General features: G+C 28.5%; 20 protein-coding genes. 5 read left to right on the top strand and 15 right to left on the bottom strand.

Features of this window, described 5'->3' with window-relative positions; all coding sequences use genetic code 11:
• Positions 1–4 precede the first annotated feature (4 nt).
• On the bottom strand, positions 5–568 hold the full coding sequence (locus ACTS9J_RS02670; RefSeq protein ID WP_125349948.1) for an anthranilate synthase component II: 564 nt from the start codon (positions 566–568) through the stop codon (positions 5–7).
• A 3-nt stretch (positions 569–571) separates the two neighbouring features.
• Complete coding sequence (locus tag ACTS9J_RS02665) at positions 572–1,966, bottom strand: anthranilate synthase component I family protein (RefSeq protein WP_219033919.1); 1,395 nt, start codon at positions 1,964–1,966, stop codon at positions 572–574.
• A 253-nt stretch (positions 1,967–2,219) separates the two neighbouring features.
• On the opposite strand from ACTS9J_RS02665, the gene ACTS9J_RS02660 reads away from it, so the two are divergent.
• Positions 2,220–2,996, top strand: a complete 777-nt coding sequence (locus ACTS9J_RS02660; RefSeq protein WP_219033920.1) for an enoyl-CoA hydratase/isomerase family protein — start codon at positions 2,220–2,222, stop codon at positions 2,994–2,996.
• A 73-nt stretch (positions 2,997–3,069) separates the two neighbouring features.
• Here the strand turns inward: ACTS9J_RS02660 and trxA are convergent, their stop codons facing one another.
• The 6 genes from trxA to ACTS9J_RS02630 all read right to left on the bottom strand — a co-directional run bounded on the left by trxA (position 3,070) and on the right by ACTS9J_RS02630 (position 6,084).
• Positions 3,070–3,426: a thioredoxin gene (trxA, locus tag ACTS9J_RS02655; RefSeq protein WP_219033921.1), complete on the bottom strand. Its 357-nt coding sequence runs from the start codon at positions 3,424–3,426 to the stop codon at positions 3,070–3,072.
• Positions 3,427–3,659: 233 nt separating this feature from the next.
• Positions 3,660–4,295 (bottom strand): suppressor of fused domain protein, encoded by a 636-nt coding sequence (locus tag ACTS9J_RS02650; RefSeq protein ID WP_416426324.1) that lies wholly within the window; start codon positions 4,293–4,295, stop codon positions 3,660–3,662.
• Positions 4,296–4,528: 233 nt separating this feature from the next.
• The gene (locus ACTS9J_RS02645; RefSeq protein WP_448352812.1) at positions 4,529–4,828 is read right to left on the bottom strand and encodes a hypothetical protein; all 300 of its coding nucleotides are present in this window, start codon (positions 4,826–4,828) and stop codon (positions 4,529–4,531) included.
• A gap of 75 nt (positions 4,829–4,903) precedes the next feature.
• Entirely contained in the window at positions 4,904–5,284 is a 381-nt protein-coding gene (locus ACTS9J_RS02640; RefSeq protein ID WP_448352811.1) for a lipocalin family protein, read from the bottom strand.
• 38 nt (positions 5,285–5,322) lie between these two features.
• The gene (locus tag ACTS9J_RS02635; RefSeq protein WP_448352810.1) at positions 5,323–5,772 is read right to left on the bottom strand and encodes a hypothetical protein; all 450 of its coding nucleotides are present in this window, start codon (positions 5,770–5,772) and stop codon (positions 5,323–5,325) included.
• 51 nt (positions 5,773–5,823) lie between these two features.
• On the bottom strand, positions 5,824–6,084 hold the full coding sequence (locus ACTS9J_RS02630) for a DUF6804 family protein (RefSeq protein WP_448353463.1): 261 nt from the start codon (positions 6,082–6,084) through the stop codon (positions 5,824–5,826).
• 58 nt (positions 6,085–6,142) lie between these two features.
• On the opposite strand from ACTS9J_RS02630, the gene ACTS9J_RS02625 reads away from it, so the two are divergent.
• Positions 6,143–7,317 (top strand): IS3 family transposase gene (locus ACTS9J_RS02625; protein WP_448352809.1). Its coding sequence is split into 2 segments (ribosomal slippage): positions 6,143–6,410 and positions 6,410–7,317, totalling 1,176 coding nucleotides; the frame shifts between segments, so codons are not numbered across the junction.
• A 73-nt stretch (positions 7,318–7,390) separates the two neighbouring features.
• Here ACTS9J_RS02625 and ACTS9J_RS02620 read toward each other — a convergent pair.
• Genes ACTS9J_RS02620 through ACTS9J_RS02610 form a run of 3 tightly spaced genes read right to left on the bottom strand, consistent with a single transcriptional unit; the run spans position 7,391 to position 9,419 of the window.
• Positions 7,391–8,215, bottom strand: coding sequence for a hypothetical protein (locus ACTS9J_RS02620; protein WP_219035463.1), 825 nt, complete (start codon positions 8,213–8,215; stop codon positions 7,391–7,393).
• Positions 8,216–8,217: 2 nt separating this feature from the next.
• Entirely contained in the window at positions 8,218–8,997 is a 780-nt protein-coding gene (locus ACTS9J_RS02615) for a hypothetical protein (RefSeq protein WP_219035462.1), read from the bottom strand.
• Positions 8,998–9,014: 17 nt separating this feature from the next.
• Positions 9,015–9,419, bottom strand: a complete 405-nt coding sequence (locus tag ACTS9J_RS02610; protein ID WP_219035461.1) for a hypothetical protein — start codon at positions 9,417–9,419, stop codon at positions 9,015–9,017.
• Positions 9,420–9,561: 142 nt separating this feature from the next.
• Between ACTS9J_RS02610 and ACTS9J_RS02605 the strand changes: the two genes are divergently transcribed.
• Positions 9,562–9,786, top strand: coding sequence for a helix-turn-helix domain-containing protein (locus tag ACTS9J_RS02605; protein ID WP_448352808.1), 225 nt, complete (start codon positions 9,562–9,564; stop codon positions 9,784–9,786).
• Positions 9,787–9,951: 165 nt separating this feature from the next.
• On the opposite strand, the gene ACTS9J_RS02600 is transcribed toward ACTS9J_RS02605, so the two are convergent.
• From ACTS9J_RS02600 to ACTS9J_RS02590, 3 genes are all read right to left on the bottom strand, one after another.
• Positions 9,952–10,251, bottom strand: coding sequence for a hypothetical protein (locus ACTS9J_RS02600; protein ID WP_448352807.1), 300 nt, complete (start codon positions 10,249–10,251; stop codon positions 9,952–9,954).
• A 374-nt stretch (positions 10,252–10,625) separates the two neighbouring features.
• Positions 10,626–11,681 (bottom strand): DUF3871 family protein, encoded by a 1,056-nt coding sequence (locus tag ACTS9J_RS02595; protein ID WP_448352806.1) that lies wholly within the window; start codon positions 11,679–11,681, stop codon positions 10,626–10,628.
• Positions 11,659–12,531 (bottom strand): ATP-binding protein, encoded by an 873-nt coding sequence (locus ACTS9J_RS02590; protein WP_448352805.1) that lies wholly within the window; start codon positions 12,529–12,531, stop codon positions 11,659–11,661. The genes ACTS9J_RS02595 and ACTS9J_RS02590 overlap by 23 nt, the downstream gene beginning before the upstream one ends.
• Before the next feature lie 60 nt (positions 12,532–12,591).
• On the opposite strand from ACTS9J_RS02590, the gene ACTS9J_RS02585 reads away from it, so the two are divergent.
• Both ACTS9J_RS02585 and ACTS9J_RS02580 read left to right on the top strand, forming a co-directional pair.
• Positions 12,592–13,446 carry a hypothetical protein gene (locus ACTS9J_RS02585; RefSeq protein ID WP_448352804.1) on the top strand — a complete coding sequence of 285 codons (855 nt, stop codon included), beginning with the start codon at positions 12,592–12,594 and terminating at the stop codon, positions 13,444–13,446.
• An 85-nt stretch (positions 13,447–13,531) separates the two neighbouring features.
• Positions 13,532–14,965, top strand: a complete 1,434-nt coding sequence (locus tag ACTS9J_RS02580) for a hypothetical protein (protein WP_448352803.1) — start codon at positions 13,532–13,534, stop codon at positions 14,963–14,965.
• Positions 14,966–14,992: 27 nt separating this feature from the next.
• Here the strand turns inward: ACTS9J_RS02580 and ACTS9J_RS02575 are convergent, their stop codons facing one another.
• Complete coding sequence (locus ACTS9J_RS02575) at positions 14,993–16,207, bottom strand: tyrosine-type recombinase/integrase (RefSeq protein WP_448352802.1); 1,215 nt, start codon at positions 16,205–16,207, stop codon at positions 14,993–14,995.
• Positions 16,208–16,363: the final 156 nt, after the last annotated feature.

The following is a 16,363-nucleotide window of genomic DNA, read 5'->3' as shown; positions in this document are numbered from 1 at the left end:
CGTTTTAAGCTTCTAACCAATTCTTAATCATCTCATCTCCAAGTGGTGTTAAAATAGATTCTGGATGAAACTGAACACCGCGAACATCATACGTTTTGTGACGTAAAGCCATCACTTCTCCTTTTGGACCAACTGCTGTAATTTCTAATTCTTCAGGAAAATCTTCATTTGAAACTACCCAAGAATGGTAACGCCCAACTTCTAATTTTTTTGGTAAATTTTGGAATAACACTTCGTCTTTTATTACTTCAATTTTAGATTCAACTCCGTGAAAAACTTCTTGTGTATTTAATAATTTCCCTCCAAAAACTTCTCCAATTGCTTGTTGTCCTAAACAAACGCCAAAAATAGATTTTGTTGAAGCATATTTCTCGATGATTGGTTTCAATAAATTGGCTTCATCAGGAACTCCTGGACCTGGAGAAAGTAATATTTTATCATAATTATTCACATCTTCCAAAGTAATTCCATCATTGCGAACAACGGTAATATCATCGGCGAATTTCTTTAATGAATGCACTAAATTATAGGTGAACGAATCGTAATTATCGATAACTAAAATTTTCATAGTTTATAGGTTTTGAGCGATTTCTATTGAGCGACGAAGCGCTCCTAATTTATGATTGACTTCTTGTAATTCATTTTCTTCGACCGATTTGGAAACAACTCCAGCACCAGCCTGAAAATATAAGGTATTTTGTTTGCTGACGAACGTACGAATCGCAATCGCCATGTTGATGTCACCGTTGAATCCTAAATATCCAATTCCGCCACCATAAACGCCACGATTTTGATTTTCGTAACCGTCTAATAATTCCATTGCTTTGAATTTTGGTGCGCCAGAAAGTGTTCCAGCCGGAAAAGAGTCTGCAAAAACTTTCATCGTATTTACGCTTGGATCCAATTGAGCAGTTACTTTTGAAACCATGTGAATCACATGCGAGAAATACTGAATTTCTTTGTATTGTGCGACTTTTACATCAGCAGAATTTCGACTTAAATCATTGCGAGCCAAATCGACCAACATCACATGCTCTTCATTTTCTTTTGGGTCAGCAATTAATTTTTCGGTCAATTCTTTGTCCAAAGTTGGACTTCCAGTTCTGCGAACTGTTCCTGCAATAGGATGAATTTCTGCATGATTATTATTAATGATAATTTGCGCTTCTGGTGAAGATCCGAAGATTTTATAATTTCCGTAATCGAAATAAAACAAATAGGGCGAAGGATTTACAGAGCGTAAAATGCGGTAAACATTAAATTCGTCACCCGAAAATTTTTGTTTGAATTGACGAGAAGGAACAATTTGGAAAACATCTCCACGGAAACAAGATTGTTTACATTTTGTCACCATTTCTTTGAATTCATCATCTGTTAAATTCGATTGAATTTCACTTTCTACATTAAATGGATATTCAACAATTGATTTGTTATGAACAACACTTTTAATTTCAGAAAATTTAGAATCTATTTCATCATTTTGAAATTCGATGAATTGAATTTCATTGTGAAAATGATTGAACACCACAATATTTTGATAGAACGAATACGAAAATTCTGGAATCGTTGCTTCGTTTCCTTTTGCTGAAAATTTTACTGTTTCAAAATGTGGAATCGCATCCCACGCAATGTATCCAAATAAACCATTTACAGGTAAATCTTCTCCATTTTGAATCATAAACTGACTTGTAAATTTTTTGAATTTCTCTGTCAATTCTTGACCATTCAACGCATATTCTTTTGTTTCTCCATTCGCATACGTTTCATTCACAATTCCGTTTGTAACCTTAAAAGTTGCGATCGGATTTAGACAAATAAAAGAGTTAGCATCTGTCTTAGAATGATAGTCAGAACTCTCTAATAATAAGGCATTCGGATAAATATCTCGCAATTTCAAATAAAGCTGAACAGGAGTTGTTAAATCGGCTAAAACAGTTTCTTTCTGTATGTTAAAAGTTAAATTCATTTGTTAAATATTTAGGTTTAGAGCACAAAAAAAGGCTTGTCGGTTACGACAAGCCTTTTCTACATATAACTGCATAGAGGTCTTACGAACCAACGTTTTGTTGTTCGATATTCCACCACCAGTTATTTGTAAATAATGTTTTCATTGGGACAAATTTAGGAAGGATTTTGAATTGTACAAATTATTTTTTGATAAATTTTTTAGTTGAGTGAACAATTGATATTTTTGAGTGAATAATAAAAACACAAACAAAATGGAATATAATTATAACAATCTGATTGTTGAAGTAGAAAATAAAATTGCATTAGTTACCTTAAATCGTCCGCAAGCATTAAATGCATTGAACAAAGATTTATTAGATGATATTTCAAACTTTTTTACAGACGCAGATTCTGATCCCGCTATTCGAGTAATTATTTTAACAGGTTCTGGTGAAAAATCTTTCGTTGCTGGTGCTGATATCAAAGAATTTGCAAGTTTTGATGGTCGTCAAGGTGAAAAATTAGCTGCAAAAGGACAAGAAAATGTTTTTGATAAAATTGAAAATTCTAAAAAACCTGTAATCGCCGCAGTGAATGGTTTTGCTTTAGGAGGTGGTTTAGAATTAGCGATGGCGTCTCATTTTCGTATAGCATCAACCAATGCAAAATTAGGATTACCAGAGGTTACATTAGGTTTGATTCCAGGTTATGGAGGAACGCAACGTTTGCCAAAATTAATTGGAAAAGGTCGTGCAATGCAGGCAATTATGACAGCAGATATGTTTACAGCTGAACGCGCGTATGAAATTGGTTTAGTGAATGAAGTTGTTGAGCAAGCTGAATTAATTGATCGAGCAAAAGAAATTGCGACTAAAATTTCAAAAAATTCTTCTGTAGCGATTCGTCACGCGATTCGAGCGATTAATGCGTCAGATAAAGACAATGGTTTTGAAGTTGAAATTGAAAGTTTCGGAAATTTATTTGACGAAGAAGATTTCAAAGAAGGAACAACTGCTTTTGTTGAGAAAAGAAAACCTAATTTTAAGTAAATTTACATAAGCAAAAAAATCCGCTCAATGAGCGGATTTTTTAATAGACTTTGGCTGCAAAGCAAACCTATTTTTAAATATATTTTTTGATTTCTGCCACCAATTGTTCTTTTGGCCTTGCTCCACTTTGTTTCCATAATAATTCACCATTTTTGAAAATAGCAAAAGTCGGAACTCCTTGCACTTGATATCGTGCAGCTAAATCTTGATATTTATCAACATCCACTTTTAGGATTTTGACATCACCTCCCAATTCTTCTTTCACTTGTTGCAAAATTGGCCCCATCATTTGACAAGGACCACACCAAGTTGCAAAAAAATCTAACAAAACTGGTTTATCTGAATTAATAATTTCTTCAAAAGTCATCGTTTTTGATTCTTCTTGGTTATTTGATTGATTTTTATTTCGGTTGAATAAATTTTTAAACATCTTTATTTTTTCTTCTTAAATATACTAAAAAAGCACTTCCGAAGAAGTGCTTCATAATTAGTTTTACTAATTATTAACCTAACCTATGAAAAATTTATTCTACTGTTAGTGCTACTAACATTTAGGTATAATCAAAACAAATACCAAGCTTAAAACACTGACAATCTGTTTTTTACATTTAACATAATTTAAGAAATAGGTTAACGTAAATATGTTTTATTTTAGAAATTCTACTATAATTCACACACAAATTTTGGATTAACTGACTTTATTTCAGCTATCACTGACATTATTTCTTCTTTGGTTGAATTATCTTCCAATCTTTTCAATTGTTCCGAATTCAAACCAATCATTTGTATAAATGTAACTTTTCCATGCGGCGTATCAATTTCATCTAAATCATCATCCTTGATAAAAGCCAAACCAACAATGTCCGTTTCCGAATCTGTACGAATTGGACCTCCTAATGGTAAAAATTGATACTCTTCAAACCAAACATTTGTTTCGTTTACAAAACGTCCCAAATTATTCATCAATTGAACTACCCAAAAAGGATCTTCACCATTATCATCTTTAACAGGTTTCACACGGAAAGAAAACTCAAATCCCCACTTACTAAAATCTGCACCTACACTCTCCTCAGAATAGTATAAATGTGACATTCCGTAACTCACCAAATGATAATAACCATTCACATCAAAAACCGCAACGCCATCAATCGGATCATCACCTCCTTGAAAAGACATCACCTGCGGCGAATAAAAACGAGGCTCTAAAGTCCCATAAACCTCTTTTAAGCGATTTTCGATCGCAATTGCACCAACCGCTTGATCTGATTTATATTGTTTTTTGTATTCTTCTAAATTCATGATGCAAAAATAGTTTATCCAATCTTAATTCTCAGTTAAAGACATAAAAAAAGAGAGCTTCTTGTTAGAAACTCTCTTTTGTAGTAGCGAGGACCGGACTATATAATATTCTCTGTATCTCTCACTATCACTAAGATTTCTTCATCTATATTTTTTATGTATGCCTAATTGTATGCCTTTAATATGGTTTACCAATAGAAACACCTAATTATTTACCAGGAGTTATAAAAATACTACATTGACACAATTGAACTAACTACCAAGTTCTGAATCTTAACATCTGATTTTATGTAATAGTTTTTAATTACCAAATAGTCATCTGTATTATATCTTTCAATTTCCTTTGTTGATTTAATCAATATACATACTAATATATCCCAATAAAAGATTAACTCTATTTCAATATCTTTAAAATTGTTGCCTACATAAAGATAACTATCATAACCAATAATTCTATCATTTAATACCTCAACTTCAAACTCAACTTCTTCATAATACATTCCTATTGTAAATGGTATGTATATTTTGTTCATTTGTATTTTATTTTAAAGAAAAAACCACTCTTTAATTGAGTGGCTTTATATTAAAGAGTTATTATACACTGAGATTTACTCTTTATAATAAGTTCCTTCATATGCTTGTTCATTAGAATTACCTGTTGAAGTAAATTCTATCTTTTTATCGTTAATATATGTTACTTTTTGTACATATGTTAAACTTACTCCTTTAGGAAAAGTCATTGTTAATACATCACCTTTCAATTCATAAGTACCTTTTTCTGAATCAAAATCATTTGCTTTACCTCCAGACCAATATGAATATACAACTGTTTTATCCTTTGAGAAAGTAAATGAATTATTTGTTGTATAACCTACTACTTTTGGGTCTTCAAAATACCATTTACCTATTAATTTTTGAGTTGATGTATTTTCTATTGATGAGTCATCATCTTTAGAACAGTTAAATAATAATGCTGAACTTATTAGCATTATACTCAATAGTAAAATTCTTTTCATAGTTTTTATTTTTAATTCATAAACATTTCATTTGATAACTTTTCACCTTCATCATTTCTTATATTATCTAAGAAAACTGTATATCTACTTGAAGTATGTCGTGGTAAGTTTGAGAAATCAGTAATCTTTTTTGAAGTTACAATTATATACATTGTATTCTTATCACTTTTATCTTTACTTGTTCCTAATACAGAACAAAAACCTTCTGGAAATGATATAATTTCTTCTTTATGAGAGTTTAACTCATACACTAAACTATAGCCTATTTCTTCTAATAACATTTCTTCAGAGATTCCATTATGAAGTTTTTCACCTACCAGAGCAGATAAATCAAAAAAATCTTCTGTTAATTGATATTGAAATTTTTGAGGTTCAAATTCTTCTTTTAATACAAAACCCTTATTTCCTGATTCAAACAAAGTATAGTAGTATTCATCTTTATTAGGATTGTTATTTTCCATCAGTTTCTCTAATATGATTTATTTGAATCTTACTTCAATCTAATTTTTAACTTACTTTTTTATCATACTTAATAATAATCCAATAGCAACTACAACATCTATAATATTCCATATTGTACGTCCTAAGTAAATTTTAAATATTGGTTGAAATAAAACTGCTAAAATCAAATAGATAACAAATTCTGTTTGTTTTTCCTTTTGATAAGATTGATAAGCAAGTACTCCAAAACCTATTAATGCTATAAAGCGTATTAATTGATAAAAACCATATGGCATATCTATCAAACATAGTAGAAACAAAACTGAAAGTATGGATATCCTAACGAAATTTCCAGAGTAAGAAAAGGTATATAATACTTATCTTACAATTATGAAAGGAATAAAAAATCATTACGATGCTTCATTTAAATTACGAGCGGTAGAATTGAGTTATGAAAGAAGTAACATTTCAGAATTAGCAAGGGAACTTGGAATAAAAGCCTCCTTATTATACAAATGGCGCAAAGATTATCAAGAATACGGATCCAATAGTTTTCCAGGAAAAGGTAATTTAAAACTAACGCCTGAACAGGAGCGAATAGTTGAATTAGAAAGAAAGCTTAAAGATGCAGAATTAGAACGTGATATTTTAAAAAAAGCAATCAGCATTTTCTCCAAGAACGATCGATGAAATATAGATTTATAAAGAATCATGAGTGCCAATTTCCGATTGAGAAAATGTGTATTATCTTAAAAATCCACTCCAGCAGCTATTATAAATGGAAAAAGAAAGGTTGCTCCAATCGACTTTTGAGAAAAAATTTGATGCTAGATAAAATAAAGTATCTATATTTTAAATTCAAGCAGAGATATGGAAGTCCTCGAATTCATTCAGAATTAAATGCTTTAGGTTACAGAATATCAGTTAAAACAGTTGCTAAATATATGCAAGAGCTTGGTTTAAGAAGTAAATTAAGTAAAAAGTTTAGAGTTACAACAAATTCTAAACATAATTATTTAACTGTAAATAATCTTCTTAATCGAGATTTTTACGCTTCAAAACCTTCTATGAAATGGGTATCAGATATTACTTATATTCAAACTCAAGAAGGATTTTTATATTTAACAACAATTATCGATTTATACGATAGAAAGGTCATTGGCTGGAGTTTGAGCAATACGATGAGTACTGAAGATACAACTTTATCAGCATGGCGTATGGCTATAAAGAATAGATCGATTAAAAAAGGAATGCTATTTCATTCTGATCGAGGAATACAATATGCGTCAAAGAAGTTTGCAAATATGCTTGATTCTTATGGTGTTATCCGTAGCATGTCAAGGAAAGGGAATTGCTGGGACAATGCTGTGGCTGAGAGTTTCTTTAAATCGTTAAAAACTGAAATGATTTATGGAAATAAATTAATTACAAGAGAGAAAATGAAAAACCAAATTTTTCAGTATATTGAAATTTGGTATAACAGAAATAGAAGACATAAAGCTTTGAATTATAAAACTATTTTTGAGTTTAATAATAATTTACAATTTTTAAAATATGTAGCTTAACTTATACTGGAAAATTTAGGGGGATATCCAGTACTATTTTGATTAAATTCTCTGAAATTTGAATATTCATTGCTTATGATAATTTATTTTTTTTATTAATGGTCTTTAAATACAAGAAAGTTATACCAGCACTCAAAATAAATCCTATTACCCCAAAAGTATAGTTCATTTTAATATGCTTTATTGCATCAGTACTTTTATAAATCCTTTTACCTACTTCATTAAAATATTGTTCTTCACCAAATAAGTACCCAAACAAACTAAATATTATTGTCCCTGTTAAAAGTGAAATAACTATAATTTCAGCATAACCTAAATAACTTAACTTTGATTTTAAGTTAATTGACTTATATCTTTTCAATATTGATTCCTTTAAGTTTTTTAATTTGTTAATTGTACTTTGATATGATTGTCTTCTTTTTGAAGAAGTATCTTCAGGAACATATTCTTTTTGATCAAACTTAAATTCTTTTTGGTGTTGATTCTTTTTATCAAAAATAAAATACAGAATAATTACTACAATAGGGATTGCAAGTCCTGAAAAATAGCTAATCCCCTCTAAATAATTGTTTTGAATTTCTTTTAAAGTATTATTTTCACCTTTTTCTACTACAACATTATTAATTGAATCCCATATTGCTATAGAATCTCTTATCGCTACATCATCAACTACAATTATTGAATCAACTCTATTTATTGAATCAAGCTCTTCTTGTATTTTATTTCTTGACTCAGCATCACCAGGAGTTGATGAAAGAACAGCTTGTTGTTTATCAGAGTATTCTTCTGGAATACCTAAATTTCCCCTTGCCTTTTGTAAATAAGCTTCTGGATTATTAATTTGTAAATTTGCTGCAGATTGTTCACCTGTTATAAATGGTGTTTTTCGTTGTGGCATATCTATTTGTATTCTTCAGGTAATAGTGTAACAAAAAATATAAGCTTATCATTTGTGTCAACAAAATAGTATTTGATTGCAGTATTTGCATTAACAAAATATTTGTTATTAGGATTACCTTTAGAAATCTCTAAAAATATTTTTTTATATTCTACCTCCAAGTATTCTATTTCTTCCACAGAGTATTCATCAAAAGATTTAGTATTGTCTTTCACTACATACACAACATAATTTTCATCCTTTTTAAAAAATACTTTTTCTAACACTAAATTATCATCCATCTTTATAGGTAGACTTTCCTTGAATAAATCAACAGTTTGCTCTACTATATTTATAGGATTTTCACTTTGCTCATCTATTTTTGACTCTTCATTAGATTTATGTTTATCTAATAATTCTCTTATTTCAGCTTCTTGGATATTTTTTTGATCTTCAATATATAATCCTAAAACTAATGTCATTAAGAATAAACCTATTAATAGAAGTGGATGTTTATATTTCATTTTACCTTCCATTTTTCTTTTTAAAGAGAAATATAAAATTGGAATAGATATAAGAAATGCAAATATGTTTGCTGACATTTTAGTTCCTATAATGTATGATAGAGAATTGTAGCTTGTTGTACTTTCCTCTAAAGCAGAACCCAATATTAACAAAAAGGTAATCATTAAAGCGGCAATTAAATACCTAAATACAATAAACCAAATTTGCTTGTTTTTTTGCGGTTTCTTTTTGTAGATAGCAATTATTATTATTAATAAGAAGAAGGATAAATTTAGCATGTTTATAAAGTTTTATGTTATTCAATTATTAAAAGTTTGTTTGCAATGTATGCTCCTAATAATAAAAGAGCACCATAAAGCAATAACATATAGTCATTATTGTTGTTAATAAAAATTGATATTGTTTGAACAACACACAAACTCAATAAAATCAAGAGAATGATAATTTTTACAATCTTATTTGGAGCAATATAACCAGCTACATACATTAGTGTAAATCCACAAAAGAAACCCTCAATTATATATCGAAATAATTTTACATCATCATAAATACCAAAATATGAAAAAGCAATGTTTATTATTAATTGAACCAAAAAACCTACGATAAATGCTGACAGAACTGATGCAGGAAGAAATAACAGCCATCTTGAAATATTATTCTTCATAATGAACTGCTCAATTTTTTTAAAAGTTTTTTCCATAATTAATAAAAGCTAAAGGTATTCTCATTTACTATATAATTTTTACGTGAATCCGTAAACTTAGTTATTTTTTAAACTTGTCATATATGACATTAAACTACAAACGTAATAATCTTTCCTTGAGTTGCCAAATATGTCAACAATGGAAAAAGAAGAACTATTAAAATTTGTAGGTAAGAAGATTCAAGAAATTAGATTATCAAAAGGATTAACTCAAGTGGATTTAGTTGGTAAAATAGAAGGAGAAATAGATACTACTAATATATCAAGAATAGAAGCAGGAAGAACAAACCCAACAATTTTTACACTTTATAGAATAGCAAGTGCTTTAGAAGTTTCTTTATCTGAAATAGTAGAGATTAAATAAACCGCTATTAATATTATATCTGAACTTTTATTCAGGTACTTTATTAATAGTTTAATTTACGTCTAATACCTTATCATTTACTCCTGGTTAAAGAAATAAAATTCAGACTTTGCACTTAACAAAGCCTGAATTGAATATATATTATTTTTAATCTACTGAGATTTATTAACATTCAGGTATAAATTCATATCTATGACCTAACGTTATTAATTCTCCTGTTTCTGGGATAGTGAAATCATACAATTCTGTATTTACTTTCTCTATACTACCAGGAAGTTTTTCACCAATCAAAGTTTGGCAAGTTGCTTTGTTAAATGTTGATGGAACAAATGCTTTTTTTGCAGTTGCATAAAACTTATCTGATACTTGGCTTTTAACCATTTCAATACCAGATTGAACTTCTAAAACATAGAATTTCTCTCCATCTTTTTTTAGTCTTTCTTTAAAATCGATAACTGTTACCATTGGAATATATTTTGTTTGAGTTAAAATATGTTTACCAGGATATTATAAATAACCTCATTTACTCAGCTATCACCTTGAATAATAATATGAGCTTTAAATAAATTTACCTGATATAACAAGAGGGGGGAGTTTTCCCTCTAAAAAGAAGTGAGGGTCTTTGTGCAAGGAGGTTTACACACTCAATTGAAAATTTAAAAAATTATATTAATTAAATGAGAATATTATAAATATTAAAAATACAATTATAATTTTTTTTCCTTCATTATGATAGTAGGATTACACTTAAAGTGTTGTTTTTGTATGTTTTAATTGTTTTCAATTTTACTACTTGGTTTAATAAATAAAGCCACCCTACTAAAGCAAGGTGGCTCAGCTTAACTCAAAAACCAATGATAATTAGAATTACCATTTAGTGCCTGTTGGATGCCTTTATTAAATTCAAAAGCATTCAAATTTCTTTCAAGGAATGTATCTATATAGCTGCTTTTACTCGCTTGTGTAAATAGATTGTAGACATTCCATAGATTTATATTTCCTAACTCGTCTTTACTAAAACTCTCATCATTGTAGTAATCTTTAGCTATTGTATTAAATTGTCCATCATTGAAATTCAGCTCTGGAATAAAAGATTTAACTTTTTTAGGCAGATGATTATAAAGTCTGGATTTGCCTATTAACTGAGCAAATTGATGTTCTGTCAAAGAATATTCAGAAAATTCTTTGAGTTGCTCTAAATGCCTCTGAGCATTGTAATTTCGTATTAAATCTGTGATTTTATTTTTTAGTTCAGCATAAGAAGTGACTTTCATTTCAGAACTAAAACCATCTGTTGAAACACAAAGATTACAGCAAACTTTATTTTGGAATCCAATAAAGAATTTGAATTTTTCAAAACTTTTTTTACTATACAAATTCTCTTGATTATAGGCTCTCACACCTCCAATAGTTAAAGAGAGTTGATTTCCATTAATAGTATCTGTAATAGTTGGAATTCTTATAATAAAAGCCATTCTCTCATAGTAAATGGTTTTCTCGTGATCTAAAAGCTCTGCTACATTTTTGTGAATTGCTTCTGGTGTTCTACCTTTTATTTGATGACTTACCCTAATTTCAGGCATTTCAAAATTTTCATTTCCAAATACATCAAATAATCCTTCTTGAGCAATTTCTATAAACTCTTGATGTGCAATTGTTTTTTCATTATCCTTGCTAAACACAGGTATGATGCATTCTGTTTGTAGGTGATTATAATCTACATCAATTGTATTAGCTTCTATAAAAGGTTTTGGTTGATAGTTATTATTATTTCCTGGTATATTCCTTTCTTCGTATTTACCAGGAGATTTAAAAATACTTCTATCTTCAAAATTTGGATTCCTTGAATTGATTGGAATAATAGGATTTGGATTAGTAATGTTTAAAAGTTCCATTCTGTTGTATATTTTGTTGGTTAATTAAAAGTGATAACTCATTCTTTCTTGTTGTAAAAGATGAATTTAGATTCTGTTGAAACTGGGGATATTGTTGATACAGCTTAGATAGCTCATTAATAGTCTGACATGTAGAGATTTTACCTAACACATCATTTTCTAAAATTACTTCATCATTTACTCCACTATTACACCATTCTAAAATCCTTCTACCTGTACCAGAATTAATAATAAACTCAGGTCTACCCATAAATAAACCTGTTCTATCTTTGCTTGATACTGCAAAATGTTTGATGTCTATGTCAAATACTAAAGTAAATTCATAATCAAGTCCATCTCTTTGTACTGCTTTCAATCCTACTTTCTCAGGAACATATTTTCCATCTTTCTGATTTAATACATAATCTTGTTTGGTTCTCATTGTTGCTATTACATGAGCTTTGCATTGAAGTATTTTATCTGTAAAAGCCTTCTGTCTTGGAGTTACTTTTGCCCAATTTGTAAAGCTATTACCTGCTAACTTTGAATGAAAGTCTAATAATTCATCCCAAGCATGAGAAATACTATCAATTATAATTACCTCCATACCTTCTTTTTCGCATAATTCAATAGCTTCTATATATTTTTCAGGTGTATAAGGAGGTTGAAGAGCAAGAACATTGTAATCTCCTAAGTGTGCATACAAATCTGCACTTCCATTTTCAGTATCTATAATAGCTATTTTACTGAAATCTTTATTCGTGATACCTTGTGCAAGTAGTAAGCTTGAATAAGTCTTTCCACTTCCACTTGAACCTTGTAAAGCCATTTTTATCTTGGCTTTTTTTCTTTCTGATTTTCTTAATTGCATAATTGTAAATATTAATTGGTTAATTTTGAAATGAATTTTTTTTAAGTTTTAGTCTTAACTATGGAAATATTAAAATCTCCTTTATTGTTTTTTGAAGTTCTTCTTGAGTCAAATAAATATGACCAAATGAAGAATGATTATATGGACAAGTACCTTGAGGAAAGAGGTAACTTAAAATTTGAGAATAGTAAATTTGACTACGACAAGGGAATTATCATAGAAGATGAACAAACAGATCTAAGCTATTTCTATATGTTTAAAAACTTAATAGTTGATAATATTAGAATTACTAAAAATAAGTTTGATAAAATCCTTTTGAAGATGGCTATAGAAAATATAGATTCAACTAAATTTCTACAAATGCATATATCTTCTCTGACTTCTCTAATTATAAAGGCTGATAATTTTTATGCTAATCAACCTTTTTTATCTAATACTCTAATGGTCTTGAAAGAAGATTTAGAAATCAAACTGAATCCACAACAGCTATATAATAATAACAAAGACGGTAAAATATCTTCATTTGAATGGGATTACTTTAAAGAAAATGAAGAAGCAACACAATTAATTATTGAAAAATTATATGATGGACTCTTAAATCTTAAACTCATTGAAGGAACTAAAGAGGATTTCATTAATGGATTTATGAAGAAGGAAGTAAAATATGGTATTAAATGGCTGGATAAAACAAATACCAAAAAGGACACTAACAAAGGTTCTCTCATAGGATTTATTAATCTACTAATAAAAGGAAATTTTATTAACGATATTAAAGAGAAAGAATATAATGATGCTCTTGTTTATGTTTTTAGAGATTTCAATGGTAATAAACTTAAGAACATTAGACAAGCAAAAAGCTCTTATACAGGTAAGTTATCAGAAGAAATCCAAGATTTAATTTACAATTTAAATTAGCCTTACACTTTTAGTGTAAGCCTTACGTAAAATATAGTAAGGTATTCCCGATAATTTCTTTGCCTCATAATTAAAAACAATAATTATGGCAAAGAGAATTATTAAAAGCATTGTTGCTTTTATTCCAGAATCTTTAGATTTAGACAAGTTACTAAAAGAAAATCCTCCTGAGTTTAACTATCATGTAGATAACTTCAAATATCTCCTGACTTTAATGTATGAAAATTACGATACTCAAAAAAATGATGAATATGGTAACCCTTATACAAATCTAAATGCAAAGCTTTTACAATGCAGAATCAGAAATTACAGAGAGCATTTAGACTACCTTAAAAAACACAATATAATACATGAAGACAAACAATATATTCCTGGTGTCAAAAGTAGAGGATTCAGTTTTCATAATATTTTTGGAGTTACTCAAATTAAAGAAGTATTAATTACCAATCAAAAGTTAATTAGTAAGATAAATAAGTTTTATTATTTGGATGATAAAAATGAGATTAAACTACTAAATGATGAACTTAATATAGATTATATTACAAAATGGCTTAATCCTAAATACTTAAAAATTGACTATGCTAAAGCTGAACAGTATTTATATGATTTAGCAGATAAAGAAAGGTTATCTGAAAAGATTAGAGATTGTGTTATTCAAAAATTTGGAAAAAACAAAAAATTATATAATCAAAAAGATATTGAAGATGGAGTTGAATTAATTGTAATGAATAAATTTAATTGTAGGCTTAGAGTAATAACGTTATTTAATAAAGGAATATTCAACCAAATAGTAGATAATACCGCTGGAAGGTTACATACTACATTAACCCAATTAAAAGGTGATTTAAGACAATTTATTACCTTCAAAAATGAAAACCTTGTTGCAATTGATATAGTTAATTCACAACCTTATTTGAGTTATTCTTTGTTAAATGAGGAATCATTTCTCAGAAATAATATCAGTGAAAAAGTTTCCCTATTTAACCCAAGGTTTAATACATCTAAAAATTTAGATGAATTAAATAAACTAATATCTAATAACACAAGTAAAGATGATGTTCGTAATTTTATTGAGTTTATTAAATCAGGTAAACTCTACGAGGAATTTGGAAAAATTCTTATTAATAAAAGTATTATGAAAGAACATGAAGATTATAGAAAAGAAGCCAAAACAATTATTTTCAGTTCCTTTTTCAGTAAAAATCAAGCAAAAAGATTTATTAAAGAAATCCAGATTTTTGAAAAGGAATTTCCAAATGTCTATCAAATTTTTAAAACTATCAAGACAAAAAAACACAATGCTTTAGCTTGCTTATTACAAAACTTAGAAGCTGAGTTAGTTTTACATAAAGCATGTAAAATAATTGCTAAAAATAGACCTGATATTCCTATTTTCACTCTACATGATGCTATTATCACTACAGAACCAAACAAAGAATATGTTTATAGTGTACTTCATAAAATTCTGACAGAAAATATTGGTATTGAGCCTACTATAAAATATGAACCTTGGGTTTAAATAACAAAAATGAGTAGTATATGCTACTCATTTTTCATTCAGTTTTATTTCTAATGTATTAATATGTTCACTTACTTTTGATTGAACTACTTTAGCATAACTTTCTTGTGTAGTACTAATTTTACTATGACCCAATAATTCAGATACTATTTCCATAGGTATGTCATTGTATAATAGTATTGTAGTTGCAAAAGTTTTCCTTGCTACATGATGAGTAAGATTCTTTTCAAATCCTACTACATCAGAGATTTCTTTTAGATAAGAATTAAACTTTTGATTACTGATAATTGGCAATAGATTGAGATTTTCATTCTCCTGGTACTTCGCTAAAATTTCTTTTGGCTTAGCTAATAATGGAATTGATATTTCTCTTTTTGTTTTCTTTCTTATCATCTTAATCCAATCATTACCATCAAAACCTTTGTGTATATGAGAACTCTCAAGACTTGCCATTTCATTATATGCTAAACCTGTATAACAGCAGAAGATGAACATATCAGCTACTTGTTGTATTCTTTTTTGGATAAACTTATAATTTTCTAATTCTGTCAATTCTTCCTTTGTTAAATAAACAATCTTCTTTTCAACTCTTTTTGGATGATAAAGTATAAAAGGATCTCTTGACAAGTAACCTTCACCAAGAGCAAGTTTGATGATTTTCTTTAATCTCTGAATAGTTTTATTGATTGTAATTTGCTTGTGATTCTTTTCTGTTTTTAGATAGAAATCAAAATCATCTATAAAATTTAGCTTTATAGATTCAAGTAAAATATCATTCTTATTGAACTTAAACTTGATAAACTCATATGTATGTTTCCTTGCTTCTTTTAACTTGATGTATGTAGACATTGAATATTCTTTGCCTACCAATTTGAGAAATCTCTGATTGTGAATATCAAACACTTCTAATAAATATTTTATTCTCCTGGTATGGTCACCTGAGTACTGAATGTATATATCTTCTACATCAAATTGCTTCTCATTCATTTGCAGGTACAAAAAAGCCTGATTAATTTTAGATTTAATCAGGCTGAGTTGATTGTTTACATAATTACAATCTTTATCTGTGGATTTCATTTTTTGAAGCTTAGAGTTCCATTTTTTTGGATTAATAAAGATTCCATTTGAAAACTCTTTTCTTTGAGAAGAATAGGTTATCCTAACTCTTAAAGGACATAATCCTTTGCTGTTTGTTCTATTTTTTTGTATGTAGAATAGCACTACTAATTTATTGTTATTCATATCACTACATAGTTTTAATATGTACACCAGAATATATTAAATGTACACCTAATTGTACACCAGATTTTTTGAGTAAAAATCTATACATTAAATATATTTTGTGCCCAAAATTTGGGACTGTACACCTAATTATTATTTATGTACACCTATTTGTAC

The organism is Empedobacter sp. ULE_I140, assembly GCF_053482575.1.
The sequence above is the reverse complement of the archived record's forward strand: the minus strand, read 5'-3'. Positions and strand labels throughout refer to the sequence as shown.

Excerpts from the sequence above, each read along its gene's own strand:
- ACTS9J_RS02660 (WP_219033920.1), top strand. The coding sequence starts at position 2,220 with ATGGAATATAATTATAACAATCTGATTGTTGAAGTAGAAAATAAAATT.
- ACTS9J_RS02650 (WP_416426324.1), bottom strand. The coding sequence starts at position 4,295 with ATGAATTTAGAAGAATACAAAAAACAATATAAATCAGATCAAGCGGTT.
- ACTS9J_RS02605 (WP_448352808.1), top strand. The coding sequence starts at position 9,562 with ATGGAAAAAGAAGAACTATTAAAATTTGTAGGTAAGAAGATTCAAGAA.
- ACTS9J_RS02635 (WP_448352810.1), bottom strand. The coding sequence starts at position 5,772 with ATGGAAAATAACAATCCTAATAAAGATGAATACTACTATACTTTGTTT.
- ACTS9J_RS02645 (WP_448352812.1), bottom strand. The coding sequence starts at position 4,828 with ATGAACAAAATATACATACCATTTACAATAGGAATGTATTATGAAGAA.
- ACTS9J_RS02615 (WP_219035462.1), bottom strand. The coding sequence starts at position 8,997 with ATGCTAAATTTATCCTTCTTCTTATTAATAATAATAATTGCTATCTAC.
- ACTS9J_RS02575 (WP_448352802.1), bottom strand. The coding sequence starts at position 16,207 with ATGAATAACAATAAATTAGTAGTGCTATTCTACATACAAAAAAATAGA.
- ACTS9J_RS02610 (WP_219035461.1), bottom strand. The coding sequence starts at position 9,419 with ATGGAAAAAACTTTTAAAAAAATTGAGCAGTTCATTATGAAGAATAAT.
- ACTS9J_RS02665 (WP_219033919.1), bottom strand. The coding sequence starts at position 1,966 with ATGAATTTAACTTTTAACATACAGAAAGAAACTGTTTTAGCCGATTTA.
- ACTS9J_RS02670 (WP_125349948.1), bottom strand. The coding sequence starts at position 568 with ATGAAAATTTTAGTTATCGATAATTACGATTCGTTCACCTATAATTTA.
- ACTS9J_RS02620 (WP_219035463.1), bottom strand. The coding sequence starts at position 8,215 with ATGCCACAACGAAAAACACCATTTATAACAGGTGAACAATCTGCAGCA.
- ACTS9J_RS02580 (WP_448352803.1), top strand. The coding sequence starts at position 13,532 with ATGGCAAAGAGAATTATTAAAAGCATTGTTGCTTTTATTCCAGAATCT.
- ACTS9J_RS02640 (WP_448352811.1), bottom strand. The coding sequence starts at position 5,284 with ATGCTAATAAGTTCAGCATTATTATTTAACTGTTCTAAAGATGATGAC.
- trxA (WP_219033921.1), bottom strand. The coding sequence starts at position 3,426 with ATGTTTAAAAATTTATTCAACCGAAATAAAAATCAATCAAATAACCAA.
- ACTS9J_RS02590 (WP_448352805.1), bottom strand. The coding sequence starts at position 12,531 with ATGCAATTAAGAAAATCAGAAAGAAAAAAAGCCAAGATAAAAATGGCT.
- ACTS9J_RS02585 (WP_448352804.1), top strand. The coding sequence starts at position 12,592 with ATGGAAATATTAAAATCTCCTTTATTGTTTTTTGAAGTTCTTCTTGAG.
- ACTS9J_RS02600 (WP_448352807.1), bottom strand. The coding sequence starts at position 10,251 with ATGGTAACAGTTATCGATTTTAAAGAAAGACTAAAAAAAGATGGAGAG.
- ACTS9J_RS02595 (WP_448352806.1), bottom strand. The coding sequence starts at position 11,681 with ATGGAACTTTTAAACATTACTAATCCAAATCCTATTATTCCAATCAAT.